Source organism: Campylobacter concisus, from assembly GCF_003048445.1.
Lineage (GTDB): Bacteria > Campylobacterota > Campylobacteria > Campylobacterales > Campylobacteraceae > Campylobacter_A > Campylobacter_A concisus_BF.
Genome location: NZ_PIQW01000004.1, coordinates 12,601 through 33,019, shown reverse-complemented (window position 1 = coordinate 33,019; position 20,419 = coordinate 12,601). Strand labels below are relative to the sequence as shown.

Here is a 20,419-nt window from a genome sequence, read left to right as displayed (position 1 = left end):
GGAATTTATGGAGAGTGCAAAAACGCAAAAAAGTCTCTTTGTGAGGCTATTTACCAATCTCGCCATTTGGGTTGTGATAGGTATAGTTGGCGGTGTTATCGTCGGTATGGTCGCACCTGAGCTTGGTATAGCAAGCAAGCCAGGCATTGATTATTTTATAAAAGCCCTTAAAATTTTAATCGGCCCTATCATCTTTTTAACGATCGTTTCAGGCATCGTCGGACTTGAGAGCCTAAAAGATCTTGGCACCATCGGGCTTAAGGCGTTTATCTACTTTGAGATAGTTAGCACGCTTGCTCTTGCTGTTGGTATCATCTTTGGCGAGACGCTTCGTCCAGGACATGGCATGAACCTTGACTACACCCAGCTTGACGCCTCAAGCGTGGCTAAATTTACATCTCAAGCTGGCAACATGGACGCAAATAGCGGCTTTTTAGCACATACGCTTCATCTTTTAAGAGGCGCTGTGCCAGTAGATGACATCTTCCCTTACGTGCATATACTTGATCCATTCATAAAGTCAAACACACTTCAAGTGCTTTTCATGGCGATAGTCGTTGCTATCGTGCTTTCACTACTTGCGCATGATAAAAAGCAAGCTTGTCTAAAACCGCTTGAATTTATCCAGCACTACGTCTTAAAGCTACTTACTTGGCTTATGCTATTTAGCCCAGTGGCGGCCTTTTCGGCGATGGCTTACTTGATCGGTAAATTTGGCATCGGAACGCTTCTTGGTATGATGGAGCTTCTTGTTGTTATGGCACTTGCAAGCTGCTTTTTCATCTTTGTCGTGCTTGGCGTCATTTGCTACTTTGCCAAGGTCAATGTCTTTAAATTTATGCGCTTTATCTCAAAAGAGGTCTTGGTCGTTTTTGCGACAAGCTCGAGCGAGACAGCTCTTGCACCACTTATGCAAAAGCTAGAAGCAGCTGGCATAAATAGAGGCGCAGTTGGCCTTATCATCCCGACTGGCTACTCGTTTAACCTTGACTGCACCAACATCTATCTAAGCCTAAGCGTTATCTTCTTAGCTCAAGCATTTAATATCCCGCTAAGTTTTGAGCATCTAATAAGCATACTAATCGTGCTAATGATCACAAGTAAAGGCGCGGTTGGCGTTACAGGATCTGGCTTTGTCGTCCTTGCTGGCACACTAAGCGCACTTCCAAGCACTGGCATACCAGTAGTCACCGTGGCTGTGCTACTTGGCGTTGATAAATTTATGTCAGAGATGCGTGCTGTTGGCAACCTTTGCGGTAATGCCGTTGGCTGCATGATCGTATCTATCTGGGATAAAAAGGTCGATATGGAAAAATTTAGATACGCACTAGATCATCCAGACGAATTTCACTTCCACTCATAATAGAATTTTTTAAGGGGCAAATCGCCCCTTTTTATCTTAAAATTTACTTCAAAACTTAAAGTGCTTATCCCCTATTTTTACAATACCCAATGAAAATTTAGAAATTTTATTTTTAAATATAGAAACTAATATTATAATTATTGAAAATTTTAATTTGGAGGAGTTATGAAGACATTAGGCATCATAGGCGGCATGGGACCACTTGCCACGGCTGATTTATACAAGAAGATCATCGATATAACCCCAGCAACTTGCGATCAAGAGCACCTACACATTGTTATCGACTCATACGCGCAGATAGAAGATAGGACAAAATTTATCATGGGCGAGGGAGAAAGTCCGCTTCCAAAGCTAATTCAAAGTGCTAAACTTTTAAAAAATGCTGGCTGCGAGGCGATGCTAATGGCTTGTAACACAGCTCACTACTTTGCTCCAAGCATAGAAAAAGAGGCTGGAGTAAAAATTTTGCACATTGCAAAAGTTACAGTAGATGCCTTGCAAAAGAAATATCCACACGCTAAAAATATCGCTGTCATCGCAACAAGTGGCACAAAAAAGGCTGGCGTTTATGATCAAATTTTAAAAGAGCGCGGGCTAAAGAGCGTGGATTTTAGCAAAGAGACGCAAGATGTCATCATGGAGTGCATCTACAAAGGCGTCAAAGCTGGCAAGCTAGAAGAGTATGTGCCAGTGTTTTACGAAGTGCTTTCAAACATTGAAGCTGACGTTTATATCGCAGGCTGCACCGAGATACCGATGTTTTTACCATTTATCAGCAGCGAGTATAAGTTTATAGATGCGACATTTGAGCTGGCAAAAGCTGGTGTAGAATTTGGACTAGAAAAGAGAGTATTTTGATTAAATTTAGCCAGATATCTGGCTAAATTTTTGTTTTAACTACAAAAACCCTACAACTTATACTGAACACAACAACGACTTTTTATAGTTGAAATTTGAGATCAAATTTAGCTGGAGTATTCTGGCTAAATTTTAAATTTTTAACTACAAAGACCACTTGTATTATTTTTTGAGCTTAGTAAAAATAGCTCTTTAGTGAGAAATTTTTATAAACTTTTTCTGAAATAGAGCATTTTGTTTTAAATTTAACATGGGGTGTCCTGACAAATTTTAATATTTAACTTTAAAGACCACGCTACTTACAATAAATTTAACAATAATTTTTTATATTAGAAATTTTGAGATTTAAAGAGACTACAAAATATTTTAAATTTAACTGGGGCATTCGGGCTGAAATTTGATTTTTAACTAAAAGGATCGCTTGTATTAAAATTTCTGGTATTAGGCAATTAAATTTTTCAGGCTTATAAAGAGTGGCTTTTGGTTAGAAATTTTAGAAAGTCTCGTTAAATTTGACCGAGCTATTTCGCAAAATGTTTTAAATTTTATATTAGAAATTTGAAAAAGAGCTATATTTATAGCTCTAAAATTTTTACGATAATTTAAATTTAAAAAGCCTTGTAGGCAAAATACCCACAAGGCTATAAATTTAAGCTTTTGGACCAGCTTTGGCGTACTCAACGCCCTCTTTTACATCTTCGTAGCGTTTGAAATTTTCAACAAACATTTTTGCAAGCTTGTCGCGTGAAATATTGTACTCAGCTGGGTGTGTCCATGTATTTATTGGATTTAGTAGTTTTGTCTCGACACCATCAAGCTCTTTTGGGATAGCGAAGTTAAATTTATCAAAATTTTCAAATTCGCATTTTGTGATGCTACCATCAAGGATTGCATTTATGCAAGCACGTGTTGCTTTTATGCTCATACGCTTGCCAACGCCGTAAGCACCGCCACTCCAGCCTGTATTTACAAGATAGACATTAACGCCGTGCTTATCGATCTTCTCACCAAGTAGTTTTGCATAGACAGTTGGGTGAAGTGGCATAAATGGCTCGCCAAAGCAAGCACTAAAAGTAGCGACTGGCTCGGTGATACCGCGCTCTGTGCCAGCAACTTTTGCTGTGTAGCCACTTAAGAAATAATACATCGCCTGCTCTTTTGTCAGCTTTGCAACTGGAGGAAGCACGCCAAAAGCGTCAGCGCTTAAAAAGATGATATTTTTTGGATGGCCAGCACTTGAGCTTGGCTCGTAGTTGTCGATGTGATAGATCGGATAGCTCACGCGTGTGTTTTCAGTCTTTGAGCCATCTTTATAATCAACCACGCCGTTTTCGTCAGCCACGACGTTTTCAAGTAGTGCGTCACGCCTGATCGCTGCGTAAATTTCTGGCTCGCTGTTTGGATCAAGGTTGATACATTTTGCATAGCAGCCACCCTCAAAGTTAAATACCCCATCATCGTCCCAACCGTGCTCGTCATCGCCTATTAGTTTGCGTTTTGGATCGGTTGAAAGTGTCGTTTTACCAGTGCCAGATAGGCCAAAAAATAGCGCCGTATCACCCTTCTCGCCTACGTTTGCAGAGCAGTGCATACTTAGCTTGCCCTCAAGTGGCAACCAGTAGTTCATCATAGAAAAAATGCCCTTTTTCATCTCACCGCCATACCATGTGCCACCGATCACTGCGACATTTTCCTCGACGTTAAAGATGACAAAGACATCTGAATGTAGCCCGTCAGCCTTGTAGTCCTCATTTTTTGTCTTGCAAGCGTTATATACTACAAAATCAGGCTCAAATTTAGCCAGCTCTGCTTCACTTGGACGGATGAACATATTTTTTACAAAGTGCGCTTGCCACGCTACTTCAGTGACAAAACGGACTGATTTTTGGCTCTTTTTACTAGCTCCACAAAATGCGTCTTGGATAAAAATTTCTTTACCACTTAGCTGATCTTTTGCTTTTTTAAGAAGCTTATCAAATAGCTCTTTTGTGATAGGCTGATTTATCTTGCCCCAAGCGATGTATTTTTGGCTTGGATCTTGCTTGACGAAATACTTATCTTTTGGGCTTCTGCCAGTAAAAATTCCAGTATCAACCATAAATGTGCCGTTACTAGAGACTCTGCCCTCGTTGTTCGCCTTTTCAAGCTCAAAAAGCTCGTCGTAGCTTAGATTATGATTTATCTTTTTGATCTCTTTTAGACCTAGCTCGTCTAGCTTATTTATCATGTTGTTTCCTTTTAAATTTTCGTTTCTTTATAAATTCTGACCTAAAAGTCATCAAAATGTTAATCAAATTTCGCTTAACACTATCTTTTTAAAAGTGGCAAATTTATTTAAATCTAGCCACCACTTGATTGTTCGCGACACTTTGACCTTTGCTAACCTCAATAGAGCCTATGACGCCATCTTTTGGGGCTTTGACCTCTATCTCCATCTTCATCGCTTCAAGCACGACTATGGCCTGGCCTTTTTTGACATGGTCTCCTGCGCTAACTAAAATTTTATGCACAGCACCTGGCAAGCTTGCAACGATATCATTTTCTGTTGCGCCTGCTGCTGCGCTTTTGGCATTTTTTACGCTCTTGCCTTCAACTTCGGTGATTGATTTTACTTGGATGCTATCGTTAAAGCCTTCGCTTACTTCGACATTGTAGCGGCTACCATTTACGACGACGCTATATCTGCCACTTTGAGTTTGTCTGCCCTCGTTTGCTTTAGCATTTGGATCTACTTTTCTTACATTTACTTTGGCTTCGCCTTTTAAGAACGCGATGCCCTTTTCTTTACAAGCTGCTGCTATAAAGACGTTTTCTTCGGTAACTTTGATCTTATTTTGTTTTAAAATTTCTTTTACATGCGCAAGCGACTTGCTCTCATCTTTGTCAGCTATATCAACAGCGTGTTTTGTAGTTGGTTTTAGCCCTAGTTGCTCGCTTGCAAGCTTAATGATCTCTTTATCAGGCGTAACTGGTGTCTTGCCAAAGTAGCCAAGCACCATTTTGCCGTATCCCTCAGCGATCTTTTTCCACTTGCCAAACATCACGTTGTTAAAGGCTTGTTGGAAGTAAAACTGGCTAACAGGAGTCACTGAAGTGCCGTATCCGCCCTTTTGCACCACTTCGCGCATAGCAAGGATGACCTCTGGGAATTTATCTAAGATGTTATTATCTCTCATCATCTGGGTATTTGCAGTGAGCGCGCCACCAGGCATAGGTGAAAATGGTATTAGAGGGCTTACTTGCACAGCTTCAGGCGGTAAGAAATACTCTTTTAAGCAGTCATTCAAAACACTTTCGTATTTTAAAATTTTCTCCACATCAAGTCCGCCAAGATCGTAGTTTTTGCCTTTTACTGCGTGAAGCATGGTTAGGATATCTGGCTGACTTGTGCCGCCACTTACTGGGCTTGCGGCTAGATCTATACCATCAACGCCAGCTTCAAGCGCTGCAAGGTAGCAAGCCACACTTACGCCTGCTGTTTCATGTGTGTGAAGTCTTATGTGAGTTTTTTCTGGCAACAATTTTCTAGCCATTTTTATGGTTTCATAGACCTTTTGTGGGCTGCTTGTGCCACTTGCATCTTTAAAACAAACACTATGATAAGGGATATTTGCATCTAAAATTTCTCTTAAAATTTTCTCATAAAATTTAACATCATGAGCGCCCACACAGCCACTAGGCAGATCCATCATAGTAACGACGACTTCGTGTTTTAGCCCGTGATGAGCGATCCTCTCGCCTGAATATTTTAAATTTTCAACATCATTTAGTGCGTCAAAATTTCTAATGGTAGTAGTTCCGTGTTTTTTGAAAAGTTTTGCGTGAAGGTCGATTAGCTCGCGGCTACCGGTGTCAAGTGTGACGGTATTTACGCCTCTGCTTAGGGTTTGAAGGTTTGCTTTTGGTCCTACGATACTTCTAAATTTATCCATCATCGCAAAAGCGTCTTCATTTAGGTAAAAATAAAGGCTTTGAAATCTCGCTCCTCCGCCAAATTCAAAATGCTCTATGCCAGCCTCTTTGGCTGCTTCAAGCGCGGGCAAAAAGTCGTTCATAAGCACTCTAGCGCCATAAACCGACTGAAAGCCATCTCTAAAGGTCGTATCCATAACATCGATAAATTTCTTTGCCATATTTCACCTCATTAAATTTATAAATTTACTAAAAAGCGGTCATAAAAAATGGCTAAATTTGACAGAAACTCAAATTAGCCATTTTGCTTGTTTTTGGTATTTTACAACCAAAAACTTTTATATCATTTAAAAAGTGAGAGTAAGAAGTTAAATAATCCGCCGTGGCTCGCATCAAGCATCGGCTTTATCTCCATCAAAAAGACGCAGAAAAAGACTAAAACTGCCACTTGGATGATGATGTAAGGCACCACGCCTTTATAAATAGCAGCTGTTTTTATCTCAGCAGGTGCGACTGATCTTAAGAAAAATAGACTAAATCCAAATGGCGGCGTCAAGAATGAAGTTTGTAAATTCATAGCAACTAAGATCGCTAGATAGACTGGGTTTATGCCTAGCTTTGCGGCGATTGGCACCAAGATAGGAAGCACGATATATGAAATTTCAACAAAATCTATAAAAAAGCCAAGCACAAAGATAACAGCCATACTAAAGATGATAAAGCCCCACTTCTCGCCTGGTAAATTTGTCATGAAATTTTCAACTATCTCATCGCCTCCAGTGTAGCTAAAGACCATAGAAAAGGCAGTCGCACCAACAAGTATAGCAAAGACTAGAGCTGTAGTTTTTACGCTCTCAGCCAAAGCCTCTTTCATCATAGAAAATGAAAATGTCCTATAAAATATTGCCAAGATGATAGCGCCAACGCAGCCAAATGCTGAGCTTTCAGTCGGTGTAGCGATACCTGCAAAAATGGATCCTAGCACACAAATAACTAGCAAAAGTGGCGGAAAGATCGCAATTAGCGCTCTAACGATCTGCTTAAATTTACTAACGCCGCTCTCATCTTTTACGATAGGAGCGACCTCTGGCTTAAGATAAGCAGCTATCAAAATATAAACTATATAAACTCCAACTAGCGTGAATCCTGGCACAATGGCTTGGTGAAAAAGCTCGCCAACTGGCACTGAGAAGATGTCGCCCAAGATGATAAGCACGATAGAAGGCGGGATGATCTGACCAAGCGTACCAGCAGCGCATATAGTGCCACAACCAAGGGATTGGTCGTATTTATACTTTAGCATTACAGGTAAGCTTATAACGCCCATAGCAACAACGCTAGCACCTACAACGCCAGTTGATGCAGCAAGAAGCGCTCCAACTAAAATGGTACTTATCGCGATACCGCCGCGAATTTCGCCAAATAGCATACCCATGCTCTCAAGTAATCTCTCAGCTAGCTTTGACTTTTGAAGCACGACGCCCATAAAGACAAAGAGTGGAACTGCTATGAAAATTCTACTCTCCATGATAGAGAAAATCCTATAAGGCATGAAGTTAAACATATCTTTAAATACTTCTATACTGCCAAGTAGTCCATCGCCATCGCTAAGGCTCTCTACGACGCTGCCAACCATGCCAAATATCATCGCAACCGCACCAAAGGTAAATGCCACTGGAAAGCCAATGCCAAGCATCAATAGCGCGGCTATAAACATTATTAATCCCGCCATATTTTCTCCTTACTAGCTTTCTTATAGCGATTTAAATTTTTTATAAAAAAGCCGATCGCAAAAAATACAAGCACATAAAATGAAAAAGGGATCATCGCTTTTATGATCCATCTATGGGTAAGACCGCCTGGATCTGCGCTGGCCTCTGCCGAGCTGTAAGCATCTCCTACAAATCCAAATGATAAATTTGAAACCAAAAGCGCAAATGGTATGATAAAAAATACAGTACCAAGCATATTTACAAGAGCTTTATTTCTTTCTGAAAATTTAGCATAAAAGATATCAACTCTAACATGTGCGTCCTCTTTTAGAGCATAGCTCATGCCAAGTAGAAATATCACGGCAAAAAAGTGCCACTCAAGCTCCTGAAATGCAACGTTGCCGTAAGAGAAAAAGTATCTTGCCACAACGTTAAAAAATACGTCTATTATCATCAAAGCCATAATAAACATACAAATATAGCCGACTATATCGCCAGCTTTGTTAAAAAATCTCTCAACCTTATCCATTAAAAACCTTTAATAGTTCATTTATCATGATAATGAGCACACAAACTGGTGCTACATATCTTAGTAAAAAATACCATGCATTAAATACAAAATCGCTCATATATGGGCTAAATAGCACATATAAAGCATCTCTTTTCATAAAATATCCTACAAATATCGCCCCACCGATGCCGCTAATTGGTAGCAAGATATTTGAAGCGGTAAAATCAAGAAAATCAAAGAAATTTTTACCAAAGAGCATAAATTTATCGCCAACATTTTCTATATTTGATAAAAGGCATAAAAATCCCACTATGAAAATCCCAGCTCCAACTATACTAAGAGCCTTTCTTCTGCTCATGCCATACTCTCTGATCAAGAAAAATGCAAATGGCTCAACGATAGAGATCGCTGATGTGATACCAGCAAAGATAAGTGCAGCAAAAAATGCCACAGCCAAAATTTGACCTATCACACCAAGCTTAGCAAATAGCGTTGGCAGCGAGATAAAAACAAGACCTGGTCCTTGAGACGGAGTAGCTCCAAATTCAAATATAAAGGTAAAAATAACAAGACCTATCATAATAGCAAGCGCGATGTTTATAAAGACAATGCTTAGCGTTGAAGTGGCTAAATTTGTATCATCGCTTAAGCTGGCTGAATAGGTAATGATCGCTGCCATGCCAAGAGATAGCGTCCAAAATGCAAGACCAAGTGCCAGCAAGAGCGAGTTAAATGAAATTTTACTAAAGTCAGGGATGAGCAAAAACTCGGCTGATTTAGAAAAGCCATCCATCGTCATAGAAAATATAAGCATGATCAAAACCATGATAAATAGGCTTGGCATCATCCAAACATTTAGCTTTTCTATGCCACTTTTTACGCCTTTTGAAAGGATGTAAAAGCAAGCTGCAAATGCTATAACAAAATATAGCGTCTGCTCGCCAAGACCATGCGTCAAAAGATCGTTAAATATCACTTTTGAGCTATCTATATCGCTTGGCAAGCCAGAAAAAGATAGGACAAAATACTTAAAGACCCAGCCTATTATCACGATGTAATATGATGAGATGATAGCTGCTGTGACCATGGCTAAAATTCCAACCAGCTGCCATAAATTTTTATTTTTAGCTGCTAGCTTTCTAAAAGCATTTACACTGTCGCTCTCGCTAAGCTTACCAATACTAAGCTCCGCCATAAAGATAGGCACGCCGACTAGAAAAGTTATCAAAAGATATAGGATAATAAACGCCGAACCGCCGTTTTCACCAACCATGTATGGAAATTTCCACGCATTTCCAAGTCCGACAGCCGATCCAGCGACTGCTAGGACATAGCCTATTTTAGAAAATTGTTCTTTTGCCATATTATGAGATCTCCCTTATTAACACCACCAGAACTAAAAGTGGAGCCACAAATCTAATTAAAAAATACCAAATTTTAAATACAACCTTGCCCATATAAGGCACAAATAGCTCTTTTAAAAGCTCAAATTTCATAAAGTAGCCAACAAAGATAGCAAACAAGATGCCACCAAGTGGAAGCATGATGTTTGAGCTGAGATAATCAAGCAGGTCAAAAAAGCTCTTACCAAAAAATGTAAGCGCATCTTTAAATTCGCTTGTGCCACTTAATGCGCATAAAATTCCTAAGATATAAACCACGCAAGCAACGATTAGGATCGATTTGTTTCTACTAAATTTTAGGCTTTTGCTTAAGAAAAATATAAATGGCTCAACCATCGAGATAACTGAGGTGATGCCAGCAAAAAATAGTGATATAAAAAATGTAAATGCCAAGAAATTTCCAAGCAATCCAAGCTTAGCAAATAGCGTTGGTAGCGAGATGAAAGCAAGCCCTGCGCCTTTTGATGGCTCTGAGCCAAACTCAAATGTAAATGTAAAGACGATAAGGCCGATGATGACGCTTATTATGATATTTGCAAAGACGACATAGAGCGAAGAGGTAAATAAATTTGTATCATCACTTAGACTTGATGAGTAGGTAAGGATGCAGCCGATACCAACGCACATCGTAAAAAAAGCAAGTCCAAGAGCGTTTAAAACAGCTGCTTGATCTATCTTTGAAAAGTCAGGCACCAGTAGAAATTTAGCCGCCTTATCAAAGCCCTCCATGCCAAAAGAATAGCCAAGCATAAGCAAAAGCAAGATAAAAAGAGCTGGTATGAGATAGACATTTATGCGCTCGATGCCGCTTTTTACGCCTTTTGTAAGGATGAAAAAGTAGGCAAAAAATGCGATACTAAAGTATAAAATTTGTTCATTTATGCCATTTGAAGTGAAATTTACAAAAAGCGTCTCTGAGCTTGCCATATCTTTAGGTAGCTCGCCAAAGCTTAAAATGACGTATTTTAAAACCCAGCCAATGATGAGCGTGTAAAAAGAGGCGATAAATAGCCCAGTCACCATGATAACACCGGCAAATTTCCAAGAGCTTGCCCCTTTTGTAGCTAGAGATTTAAACGCTCCAACCGTATCAAGGCGTGAAATTTTACCCATCGCCATCTCAGCAAAAAATATGCTAAGACCAACAGCAAAGGCAAAAAATAGATATATAAGGATAAATGCCGAACCGCCGTTACTGCCGACCATATATGGAAATTTCCACGCATTACCAAGGCCGATAGCCGCTCCAATTATCGATAAGACAAAGCCAATTTTACTAAATCTTTCTGCCATTATTTACCTGCCATCTGGTAGATCATTATCGCACAAATGGCAACTGGCACGACATATCTTAAGAAAAAGTACCAAATTTCAAAAAATGCTCTTCCCATAAAATCGCCAAAGAGCAGATATAAACTCTCTTTTTTAAGTTTATAGCCAACAAAAAAGCTAAATACGATAGCGCCTATTGGCATCATGATATTTGATGTGAGAAAGTCAAGCGCGTCAAAAAATGGCTTACCACAAACACTAAAAGCACTTGATGTATCTGAATAATATGAAAGTATGCAAAAGATGCCCAAGATATAGACAAAAGCGCCGATGTAAAGAAGCGCCATCTTTCTTGAAATTTCAAATTTCCTAACCAAATAATAGGCAAAAGGCTCGATCATCGAAACCGCGCTCGTAATACCAGCAAACAATAGCGATACAAAAAATGCGACCGCCATGACATTGCCAACGATGCCAAGCTTTGCAAAAAGTGTGACAAGCGAGATAAAGATAAGGCCTGGGCCACTTGCCGTGCTATCAGCTCCATAAGCAAATATAAAGGTAAATACGACAAGCCCCATCATAATGCCTATTAAGATGTTTATAAAGATGATAGAAAGCGTTGATTTTATTAAATTTGTGCGCTCTGGTAAATTTGCAGCGTATGTCGGTATGACGCCAACGCCCATAGATAGCGAGAAAAACGCAAGGCCTAGAGCTTGTAAGACAACATCTGGCGTGATCGCACTAAAATTTGGTACAAATAAAAATTTAGCCGCCTTAATAAAGCCATCACCCATACTAAGCGCGTAAAAAAGCATGCAAACCAGCAAGACAAAAAGGCTTGGCATCATCCATATATTTAGCTTTTCTATGCCACTTTTTACGCCTTTTGAAACGGCAAAAAAGACCATCAAAAAGACTAAACTAAAACATAGCACGGCACTGCTTAGATCATTTGATAAAAGCGTGTTAAACTGCTCGCCTGCAGCTTTTGTATCAGATAAAAGTGGCGAAAAACTAAGATAGATATACTTTAAAATCCAGCCAATAACAACCATATAAAATGAAGCTATAAGTATCGCGCCGATCATGAAAAAGCCAGAGAGCGACCAAGCTTTTTTATTTTTTGGAGCGAGTTTGTAAAGTGAGCTTACGATGTCGCTTTCGCCAAGTTTGCCGATGCTAAGCTCCGCTAAAAACGCCACAAATGCGATAGCAAATGTAAGAAGCAAATATAAAATTATAAATGCCGAACCGCCGTTATTTCCCACCATCGTAGGAAATTTCCAGGCATTGCCAAGACCCACAGCAGAACCAGCCATCGCAAGGACAAAACCTATCTTTGAAAATTTCTCGTTTATCATTGAAAACCTAAGATTAAGAATAAATTAAATTCTTTCAAAGATAGCATAAAAAAACTTTCATTTTTCTAAGCCAAGAATTTTTTATAGGCAATTTAAATTTTTAGTGTTTTTATTTGAAACAAAGTTTTGTTTTTGTAATATTACGGCTCATAAAGTTTAAGTAGGGGACAGATCCGAAAGAGCTTTAAAATTTTAAAGGAGCAACGATGAAAAAGATCGTGTTTTTAATTCTTGGTCTTGCTGCATTCGCATTTGGCGCTGATGGCGAGATGATCAGATCATATTCAGTTATCGCTGGCGGTATCGGCCTTGGCCTTGCAGCTCTTGGCGGTGCTATAGGTATGGGTAACACAGCTGCTGCAACTATCAGCGGAACAGCTAGAAACCCAGGTGTAGGTAGCAAACTTATGACTACAATGTTTATCGCTCTTGCGATGATCGAAGCACAAGTTATCTACGCACTTGTTATTACACTTATCGTTCTTTACGCAAACCCAATGCTTGGCTAAGCGTAAAGCTTAAATTTAGCCCCTCTTTTGGGGCTTTTGTTCTTTTTTGCGATCATGGTGGAATTGGTAGACACGCTATCTTGAGGGGGTAGTGCCGTTAGGTGTGCGAGTTCGAGTCTCGCTGATCGCACCATCTTATCTCTCTTTCTAAATCAAAATCTTAAATTTCTAAGCTATAAAAAAGGAAAATTTTATGTTAGATAAAAAACGTGCCTTAAAACAATTACAAAACGAAGCAGACGATGTTGCTATATACTCACTTCTAGAAGCTAGCGAAAAAGACGATGATAATAAAAAAATACTTCGAAAATTAATCGCAGAAGAGAGGCGCCACTATGCTTTTTGTCAAAAGATAACTGGTGAAAGCAGAAGTGCAAATTTATTTAAAGTCATCTTATACACAATACTTGTTAAAATTTTTGGCACCTCTTTTACTCTGAAATTTATGGAGTCACGCGAAGAAAATGCTGAGAAATTTTATCTTGACATCGTAGATGAGTATCCTGAAGCTCGTGATATTTACGAAGAGGAGATGAGTCATGAAAATAGTCTAATCTCCATGCTAAAAGACACAAAGCTCGTAAATGCTGGTGGCATCGTGCTTGGCATGAATGATGCGTTAGTTGAACTAACAGGCACACTTAGCGGTATCGCACTTGCATTTTCAAACACAAAATCAGTTGGCGCAACAGGCCTTATCATGGGCGTGGCAGCTGCACTCTCTATGGCCGGCTCAGCATATCTTGAGTCAAAAGAAAATCCAAGCGACGAGATAAAACCACTTACCTACTCGCTCTACACAGGCGGTTCATACATCATAACAACTGCATTTTTGATACTTCCATTTTTTATCTTTACAAGCGGTCTTTACGCCGTTTTATCGATGTTTTTCTTTGCACTAGTTGCCATTATTACTTACAATTTTTACATAAGCGTGGCAAAGGAGCTTAAATTTTTACCAAGAGTGGTTGAGATGTGCGTGATAACTTTTGGTGTCGCGATAATATCTTTTGGCATCGGCTTTTTAGTCAAACACTATTTTGGACTAGATGTTTAATCCAAAATTTCATACCAAGTGTAACTATCATCCCCAAAATTCCCACTAAAAAGTGGTTTTAAATTTAAATCAAGTCTTAAATTTTCACCAATTTTAAAATTTGAGCTTTGATAGATAAGTAGCCACTTTACATTTGCTAGCTTGCCCTCTTTTGCAAGTTTTAAAAACTCGCCTGCTCCTTCAAACATGCAAAGTCCTTTTAGATTTAGCTCTTTTTGAACGCTAACTTTGCGATTTGGTACGCTAAAAAGTGGCAATGTTTCATCAAATTTATCACTTCTTGAGTAGATTATGACGTCTGGGTTTTTGCCATTTTTTATAAGTCTAGTATCGAGCCTTGGTCGGTCTATCCGCACCGTGTTGCCACCGATCACCAACGTATCTATAACGCTTCTAAGTTTATGCACATGCATGCGGCTAAGCTCATTTGTGATGATGCCACCACTTGCCACGCCGTTTTTACTAAGAGCTATTTTTAAAAAGCTAAATCCACCATTTTGATATGCCAAAAATGGCTCAAGTAGCTTATCACAGCGCTCTTTTAAAATGCCAAATTTAACTTTCACTCCAGCGCTCTGAAGTAAATTTCCACCGCCACTTGCTATTTTATTTTCATCGTGGCTGCCAATTATGACCTCACCAAAACCAAGCTCTTTTAGCAAATTTGCACAAGGTGGTGTTTTGCCGTGATGCGAGCAAGGCTCAAGAGTGACGTAAGCTTTTGCATTTTTTAATAAATTTGAGTGGTTGTTTAGTATAAATTCGTAGCTGAATTTTGGCTCTAAAAGGCCGAATTCATTCTCTTTTATTTTTATATCGGAGCTAAATTTAGCGTTATACGCTTTTATAAAATCATCTTTAAATTTTTCACTTTTTTTGCAAAGCGCAAAGAGTATCGCTGTTGGTTCAGCGTGTAAATATCCAGCCTTTTCATGAGCCTTGCAAGATAAAATTTGCCCATTTTCATCAAGGATAAGGCATCCAACGGCTGGATTTGGATAGGTCAGGATCTGAAATTTCCAAGCCTCCCTTAAAGCAAGGCCCATGTAAAATTCATCGTTCATCCATGCCTCTTTAAAAAACACACTAGCCTTTGCCGTGTGTTTTCATAAATTTACGACAAGCCGTCGATCTTGCCCTCTGCGTCTATCTTCATATTGACCGCAGCTGGCACCTTTGGAAGTCCTGGCATCAGCATGATCTTACCGCAAACAGCGACGATAAAGCCAGCTCCCGTTCTAATGTCAAGGTCTTTTACGCTAAAAGTAAAGCCCTTTGCCCTGCCCAAAAGCTTCGCATCGTCGCTAAATGAGTACTGAGTTTTTGCGATACAAACTGGCAAATGGCTCAAATTTAGCTCTTTTATCATCTCAAGCTTTTTAAGAGCAGCCTCTTCAAAGACCACCTCGCCAGCTCCATAAATTTCCTTAGCGACCTTTTCTATTTTAGTTTTCGTATCGTCACTCATCTCGTAGGTGAAATTTATCTTGCTTGGCTTATCGCACGCTTTTAAAACTAGCTCGGCAAGCTCAAGCGCACCTTTGCCACCTTTTAAGAAATTCTCACAAACTGCCACTTCTACGCCAAGCTCACGGCAGTACTCTTTTACGAAATTTATCTCTTCATCGGTGTCAAAGCCAAATTTATTAAGCGCCACAACCACGTTTTGACCAAATTTACCTTTTAAATTTTCGATGTGTCCGCCAAGGTTTTCGATGCCTTTTTTAAGGGCGTTCATATCTGGTTTTGTGATCTCGTCTTTATTTGCTTCGCCGTTATATTTTAGCGATCTGATCGTGCTTACAAGCACCACAGCGCTTGGTTTAATCTCAGCAACCCTGCACTTTATATCTAAAAATTTCTCAGCGCCAAGCTCCGAGCCAAAGCCAGCTTCTGTTATGACGTAGTCGGCTAAATTTAGAGCTGTTTTTGTTGCGATGACTGAGTTGCAGCCGTGTGCGATGTTTGCAAATGGGCCACCATGCACGAGCGTAGGTGTGTGCTCTAGTGTTTGAAATAAATTTGGTTTGATCGCATCTTTTAAGAGTATGCAAACAGCGTCCTCGCAGCCTAGATCACGCACATAGATAGGCTTTTTATCGCTATCATATGCGACCATGATGTTTGCCACGCGCTCTTTTAGATCAGAAAGGCTTGTTGCTAGACAAAGTACAGCCATGATCTCGCTTGCAGCGGTTATATTAAAGCCATCTTCTCTTGGCACGCCGTCCGTTCTGCCACCTTGACCCACAGTGATAAATCTAAGCGCGCGGTCGTTCATATCCATACAGCGCTTCCATAAAATTTTCTCGATTTTTAGTGGGTTTTCTTGATAGAGGCTATTATCTATCATGGCAGAAATGAGGTTATTTGCCGATGTTATCGCGTGAAAATCGCCAGTAAAGTGTAAATTTAGATCCTCCATCGGCGCAAGCTGCGAATAGCCGCCACCTGCTGCTCCGCCCTTTATGCCAAAAACTGGCCCAAGAGATGGCTCACGAAGTGCTAGACAGACCTTTTTATTAAGTAAATTTAGTGCGTCGGCTAGACCTATCGACATAGTCGTTTTGCCCTCGCCGTATGGGGTTGGATTAGTCGCGGTGACTAAGATAAGCCTTGAGTTTGATGGCTCAAGTCTAGGGGAAATTTTAGCCTTAAATTTGCCGTAAAGCTCAAGCTCGTCTTCGTTTAAGCCTAGTCTTGCGGCAACTTTACTGATGTGTTCAAGTTTCGTTTGGTGAGTTATCTCGATGTCGCTTAGCATTTTACCACTCCAAATATGTTTTTGCTTTTTTTATCTCACTGATGTTGATCTCAAAAATTCCCTCTTCGTTTTCTACTGCGATGCTCTCTTCGTCCGCTTTTACAAGCCTTCCTGCAAATTTCTCAGCCTCGGTTTGAACTTTAACTAGCTCACCAACGCTCGCTTTAAAATGAGATGGCTTACTAAGCTTTCTCTCAAGGCCAGGTGAGCTAACCTCAAGGTTATAATCCCCGCTAACTGGCGGTGTCACGTCAAAGATAGGTGAGAGCAGACGACTCACTTTTTCGCAATCATCAAGGTTCACTCCGCCATCTTTTGTGATATAAACTCTAAAAATAGCCCTGCCATTTTCATTTGCGATCTCGCTGTCGTAAAGCTCAACGCCGCATTCGCGTACTAGTTTGTCTAAATTATCCATTTTTGTTTAAATCCTTTGAAATTTTATCAAACAACTTATCCATATGGTTTTGATACTCTAATCTATCGTCAAATTTAAAGTGAAAATTTGGACATCTATACCAGCCCTCAGCCGCCATGCAGTGGTTTTGCAAATGCCTACAAACGCGCTTTAGATGCCCCAAAATATACTCTTGCTCGCGCTCATCAAACATCATCTTGTCAAGATAGACAAAGGCGTCGTATCTGCCCTTTTTACACTCGACATCAGTGACGCAAAGTCCATTTAAAATGCTATCTTCAAGAGTGGCTAGAGCCTCTGGTATGAGCTCTTTTAGCACACTCTCTGTTCTCATACGCTTTATTTCGTTAGCGTTCATAGAGTAGCTTTCTCCTTGACTTCTTTGAAGCTTTCAATGTAGTCATTTTCTCTGATGTCGTTGAAATTTTCGATACCAACGCCACACTCGTAGCCTTTTGCAACCTCTTTGACATCATCTTTGAAACGTTTTAGTGAGCTTACTAAGCCCTCGTAAACGACCACACCTTCTCTAATAAGGCGAATTTTTGCACCTCTGTTTATCGTACCCTCAGTGACGATACATCCAGCGATAGTGCCAACTTTTGGCACGTGGATCACTTGACGAACCTGTGCTTGGCCAAGTTGCTCTTCTCTGATGATAGGCGACATTAGTCCGCCTAAAATCGCCTTCACGTCGTCGATTAGATTATAAATAACATTGTAAGTTTTTATCTCGACGCCGCTCTCTTTTGCCTTCTCTTTTATCTCGCCAGTTGGCCTTATGTTAAAGCCAAGGATGATGCAGTCGTTACTTGCGCTTGCAAGTGCAACGTCGCTTTGCGTGATACCACCAACGCCTGAGTGGATCACATTTACTCTGATCTCATCATTTGCTAGTTTTTCTAGGCTTGCTTTTAACGCTTCAAGTGAGCCGCCAACGTCAGCTTTGATGATGACTGGAAGTGTCTTTAGCTCGCCCTCAGCGATCTTAGCGCTAAGCTCATCGATACTAACTTTTGTGCTCTTGCTAAGCTCTTTTTGGCGGATATATTCAGCCTTTTTCTGCGCGTATTCACGAGCCTCTTTATCAGTTTTTACGCCTATTAGCGTCTCGCCAGCCTCTGCTATCTCGCTAAGACCCACTATCACGCCACATTCGCCTGGTTTTATCTCTTTTAATGGCCTGCCCTGATCATCAAGCAAGCTTCTTATCTTACCGTATGCAACGCCAGCTACGACAGTGTCTCCAACATGAAGTGTGCCGTTTTCAACGATGATGGTAGCCACTGGACCACGGCCTTTTTGAAGTGAGCTCTCGATGACAGTTGCTTTTGCGTTTGCCTTTGGATTTGCTTTTAGCTCCAAGAGATCAGCTTGTAAAAGCACGATCTCAAGTAGATCATCTATGCCCATACCTGTTTTTGCAGAGATCGGCACAAATTCATACTTGCCACCCCACTCTGTTGGCATGATGTCAAGCTCAGCAAGACCAGTTTTTACTAGATCAGGATTTGCTGACTCTTTATCCATTTTGTTTATTGCGATGATTATTGGCACACCAGCGGCTTTTGCATGGCTAACTGCCTCTTTTGTCTGTGGTTTTACGCCGTCATCTGCTGCAACAACGATGATAACTATATCAGTTACGCCAGCACCCCTTGCACGCATAGCTGTAAATGCCTCGTGGCCTGGAGTGTCGATAAATGTGATGTTTCTGCCATTTTTATTTACCATATAAGCGCCCACGTGCTGAGTGATGCCACCAGCCTCGCCTGCTGCTACGCGAGACTTTCTTATGTAGTCAAGTAGCGAGGTTTTGCCGTGGTCGACGTGACCCATGATGGTTATGACTGGCGCTCTTGGCTGGAGATTTTCATCATCTTTTATCTCCTCTTCGTAGGCTGCTACGTAGTCAAATTCTTTTTGATCATCGATGATATTTACCTCGACGTTAAACTCATCAGCCAAAATTTCTATCGCATCTTCATCCAAAAAGTCGTTTTTAGTTGTCATCATACCAAGCATAAATAGCTTGCCTATGACCTCGCTTGGCTGTTTGTTTAGCTTTTCAGCAAATTCATAAACACGAATTTCTTTTGGGATATTTATCGAAGTTACAGCTTCGCTATTTTGTTTATTTTCAGGCTTTTTATGTTTTTTTCTAGCTCTTCTTTGTATGCCACCATCGCCAAACGAATTTATCGTGTTATTGACGGTTGTTTTCATCGCACTTGGCTGTTTTGTCCTTTGCATCGGAGCTGGAGCTGGGGTTTTAAAGCTAAAATCAGGTAGCACCACCACATCTTCATCTTCAAGCACGATATCGCCAAAGTCGCTTCCGCCAAGCAAGTCCATCTTCTGGGCACTATCTTTTTTGCTTACAACTGCTACTTTTTTCTCTTTTTTCTTTTTTCTAGCCAAATTTTCATCGCTAGCAGAGAACATACTCTTAAAATCACTAATGTTAGTAACAGCCGCCTCAGCCTTTTTCTCCTCTTTTACAGGAGCTGGCGCCTCGTAATCTTTTTTCTTTTTAACTATCACAAGGCCGCGTCTTTTTTGGGTCACATCAGCCAAGCTCTCTTTTGGCTTTGGTGCTTCAGCTGGCTTTTGCTCGACCTTTACAGGCTCTTCTTTTTTAGGCTCAGTTTTAGGTTTTTCTTCTGAAATTTGAACCTCTTTTTTAGGCTCTGCTTTTACCTTTTCAGATTTTGGTTCAGCCTTAGTAGCTGCCTTTTTAGGCTCAGTTTTAGGTTTTTCTTCTTTTTTTGCTGGCTCTTTTTCTGCCTCTTTTTTAGGCTCTTTTTTTGCCTTTGGCTCGCTCTTTTTCTTTTTAAATTTATCTGGTATTACGCCAGTTTGAACGTATTCATATATTGCTTCAGCCTCTTCAAGGCTCACAGCATTTGAGTGAGTTTTGACCTTTAGGCCTAGTTCTTGAGCTTTTTCTACTATCTCTTTACTTGGGTAGCCAAGCTCATTTGCGATCTCTGAAATCCTAACATTGCTCATTTAAGAGTATCTCCTTTAACTTCGGTGCGTCAAGTCCGAGGGCACCTTTAGTTTGTTTATCAATTATTTTTTTTAAAATTTTGTCGTCTTTTTGCAAACAGCCATCACATAGATAGAAACTGCGGCCATCTCCTTTGCCGCACTCTAAATTCTTGCCTACCAAGCGGTATCTTTTTAGCAAGTTTTGAGAAAATTTAACTTTGCAAGCGACGCATGTCCTTACTGGATTATTTTTATTCATTATACCTTTTTAAACTTGTA

At 40.2% G+C, this 20,419-nt stretch carries 17 protein-coding genes and 1 tRNA gene; 5 read left to right on the top strand and 13 right to left on the bottom strand.

The genetic code is table 11. From position 1 onward, the window contains the following. Positions 1-7 precede the first annotated feature (7 nt). Entirely contained in the window at positions 8-1,363 is a 1,356-nt protein-coding gene (locus CVT14_RS03180; protein ID WP_021084182.1) for a cation:dicarboxylate symporter family transporter, read from the top strand. Positions 1,364-1,528: 165 nt separating this feature from the next. Further along, a complete protein-coding gene (locus CVT14_RS03175) occupies positions 1,529-2,221 on the top strand; it encodes an aspartate/glutamate racemase family protein (RefSeq protein WP_009294309.1) in 693 nt (230 codons plus the stop codon). A 649-nt stretch (positions 2,222-2,870) separates the two neighbouring features. On the opposite strand, the gene pckA is transcribed toward CVT14_RS03175, so the two are convergent. The 7 genes from pckA to CVT14_RS03135 all read right to left on the bottom strand — a co-directional run bounded on the left by pckA (position 2,871) and on the right by CVT14_RS03135 (position 12,398). Beyond that, positions 2,871-4,445, bottom strand: a complete 1,575-nt coding sequence (gene pckA / locus CVT14_RS03165) for a phosphoenolpyruvate carboxykinase (ATP) (RefSeq protein WP_199907320.1) — start codon at positions 4,443-4,445, stop codon at positions 2,871-2,873. Positions 4,446-4,551: 106 nt separating this feature from the next. Further along, positions 4,552-6,354 carry a biotin/lipoyl-containing protein gene (locus tag CVT14_RS03160; protein ID WP_021089694.1) on the bottom strand — a complete coding sequence of 601 codons (1,803 nt, stop codon included), beginning with the start codon at positions 6,352-6,354 and terminating at the stop codon, positions 4,552-4,554. Positions 6,355-6,476: 122 nt separating this feature from the next. Beyond that, positions 6,477-7,865 (bottom strand): TRAP transporter large permease, encoded by a 1,389-nt coding sequence (locus tag CVT14_RS03155; protein ID WP_103598946.1) that lies wholly within the window; start codon positions 7,863-7,865, stop codon positions 6,477-6,479. Next, positions 7,853-8,374, bottom strand: coding sequence for a TRAP transporter small permease subunit (locus CVT14_RS03150; RefSeq protein WP_107849672.1), 522 nt, complete (start codon positions 8,372-8,374; stop codon positions 7,853-7,855). Before CVT14_RS03150 ends, CVT14_RS03155 begins: the two co-directional genes overlap by 13 nt. After that, a complete protein-coding gene (locus CVT14_RS03145; RefSeq protein ID WP_021089637.1) occupies positions 8,367-9,719 on the bottom strand; it encodes a sodium-dependent transporter in 1,353 nt (450 codons plus the stop codon). The genes CVT14_RS03150 and CVT14_RS03145 overlap by 8 nt, the downstream gene beginning before the upstream one ends. Before the next feature lies 1 nt (position 9,720). Beyond that, a complete protein-coding gene (locus CVT14_RS03140; protein ID WP_107849671.1) occupies positions 9,721-11,052 on the bottom strand; it encodes a sodium-dependent transporter in 1,332 nt (443 codons plus the stop codon). Further along, positions 11,052-12,398 carry a sodium-dependent transporter gene (locus tag CVT14_RS03135; protein WP_107849670.1) on the bottom strand — a complete coding sequence of 449 codons (1,347 nt, stop codon included), beginning with the start codon at positions 12,396-12,398 and terminating at the stop codon, positions 11,052-11,054. Before CVT14_RS03135 ends, CVT14_RS03140 begins: the two co-directional genes overlap by 1 nt. A 206-nt stretch (positions 12,399-12,604) precedes the next feature. Between CVT14_RS03135 and CVT14_RS03130 the strand changes: the two genes are divergently transcribed. The 3 genes from CVT14_RS03130 to CVT14_RS03120 all read left to right on the top strand — a co-directional run bounded on the left by CVT14_RS03130 (position 12,605) and on the right by CVT14_RS03120 (position 13,964). Beyond that, positions 12,605-12,907, top strand: coding sequence for a F0F1 ATP synthase subunit C (locus CVT14_RS03130; RefSeq protein ID WP_004317263.1), 303 nt, complete (start codon positions 12,605-12,607; stop codon positions 12,905-12,907). A gap of 48 nt (positions 12,908-12,955) precedes the next feature. After that, positions 12,956-13,040: transfer RNA gene (locus tag CVT14_RS03125), tRNA-Leu, on the top strand. 60 nt (positions 13,041-13,100) lie between these two features. After that, positions 13,101-13,964 carry a VIT1/CCC1 transporter family protein gene (locus tag CVT14_RS03120; protein ID WP_107849669.1) on the top strand — a complete coding sequence of 288 codons (864 nt, stop codon included), beginning with the start codon at positions 13,101-13,103 and terminating at the stop codon, positions 13,962-13,964. Here CVT14_RS03120 and ribD read toward each other — a convergent pair. Genes ribD through CVT14_RS03090 form a run of 6 tightly spaced genes read right to left on the bottom strand, consistent with a single transcriptional unit; the run spans position 13,961 to position 20,399 of the window. Next, positions 13,961-15,028, bottom strand: coding sequence for a bifunctional diaminohydroxyphosphoribosylaminopyrimidine deaminase/5-amino-6-(5-phosphoribosylamino)uracil reductase RibD (gene ribD / locus CVT14_RS03115; protein WP_107849668.1), 1,068 nt, complete (start codon positions 15,026-15,028; stop codon positions 13,961-13,963). The two genes, CVT14_RS03120 and ribD, sit on opposite strands and share 4 nt — an antisense overlap. A gap of 50 nt (positions 15,029-15,078) precedes the next feature. Then, positions 15,079-16,728, bottom strand: a complete 1,650-nt coding sequence (locus tag CVT14_RS03110) for a formate--tetrahydrofolate ligase (protein WP_107849667.1) — start codon at positions 16,726-16,728, stop codon at positions 15,079-15,081. Between the two features lies 1 nt (position 16,729). Next, entirely contained in the window at positions 16,730-17,146 is a 417-nt protein-coding gene (gene rimP / locus CVT14_RS03105; protein ID WP_107849666.1) for a ribosome maturation factor RimP, read from the bottom strand. Continuing rightward, positions 17,139-17,504 (bottom strand): 30S ribosome-binding factor RbfA, encoded by a 366-nt coding sequence (gene rbfA, locus CVT14_RS03100; protein WP_021089662.1) that lies wholly within the window; start codon positions 17,502-17,504, stop codon positions 17,139-17,141. Before rbfA ends, rimP begins: the two co-directional genes overlap by 8 nt. Beyond that, positions 17,501-20,158: a translation initiation factor IF-2 gene (gene infB, locus CVT14_RS03095; RefSeq protein WP_107849665.1), complete on the bottom strand. Its 2,658-nt coding sequence runs from the start codon at positions 20,156-20,158 to the stop codon at positions 17,501-17,503. The genes rbfA and infB overlap by 4 nt, the downstream gene beginning before the upstream one ends. Further along, on the bottom strand, positions 20,145-20,399 hold the full coding sequence (locus CVT14_RS03090) for a hypothetical protein (protein ID WP_004317260.1): 255 nt from the start codon (positions 20,397-20,399) through the stop codon (positions 20,145-20,147). The genes infB and CVT14_RS03090 overlap by 14 nt, the downstream gene beginning before the upstream one ends. Positions 20,400-20,419 lie beyond the last annotated feature (20 nt).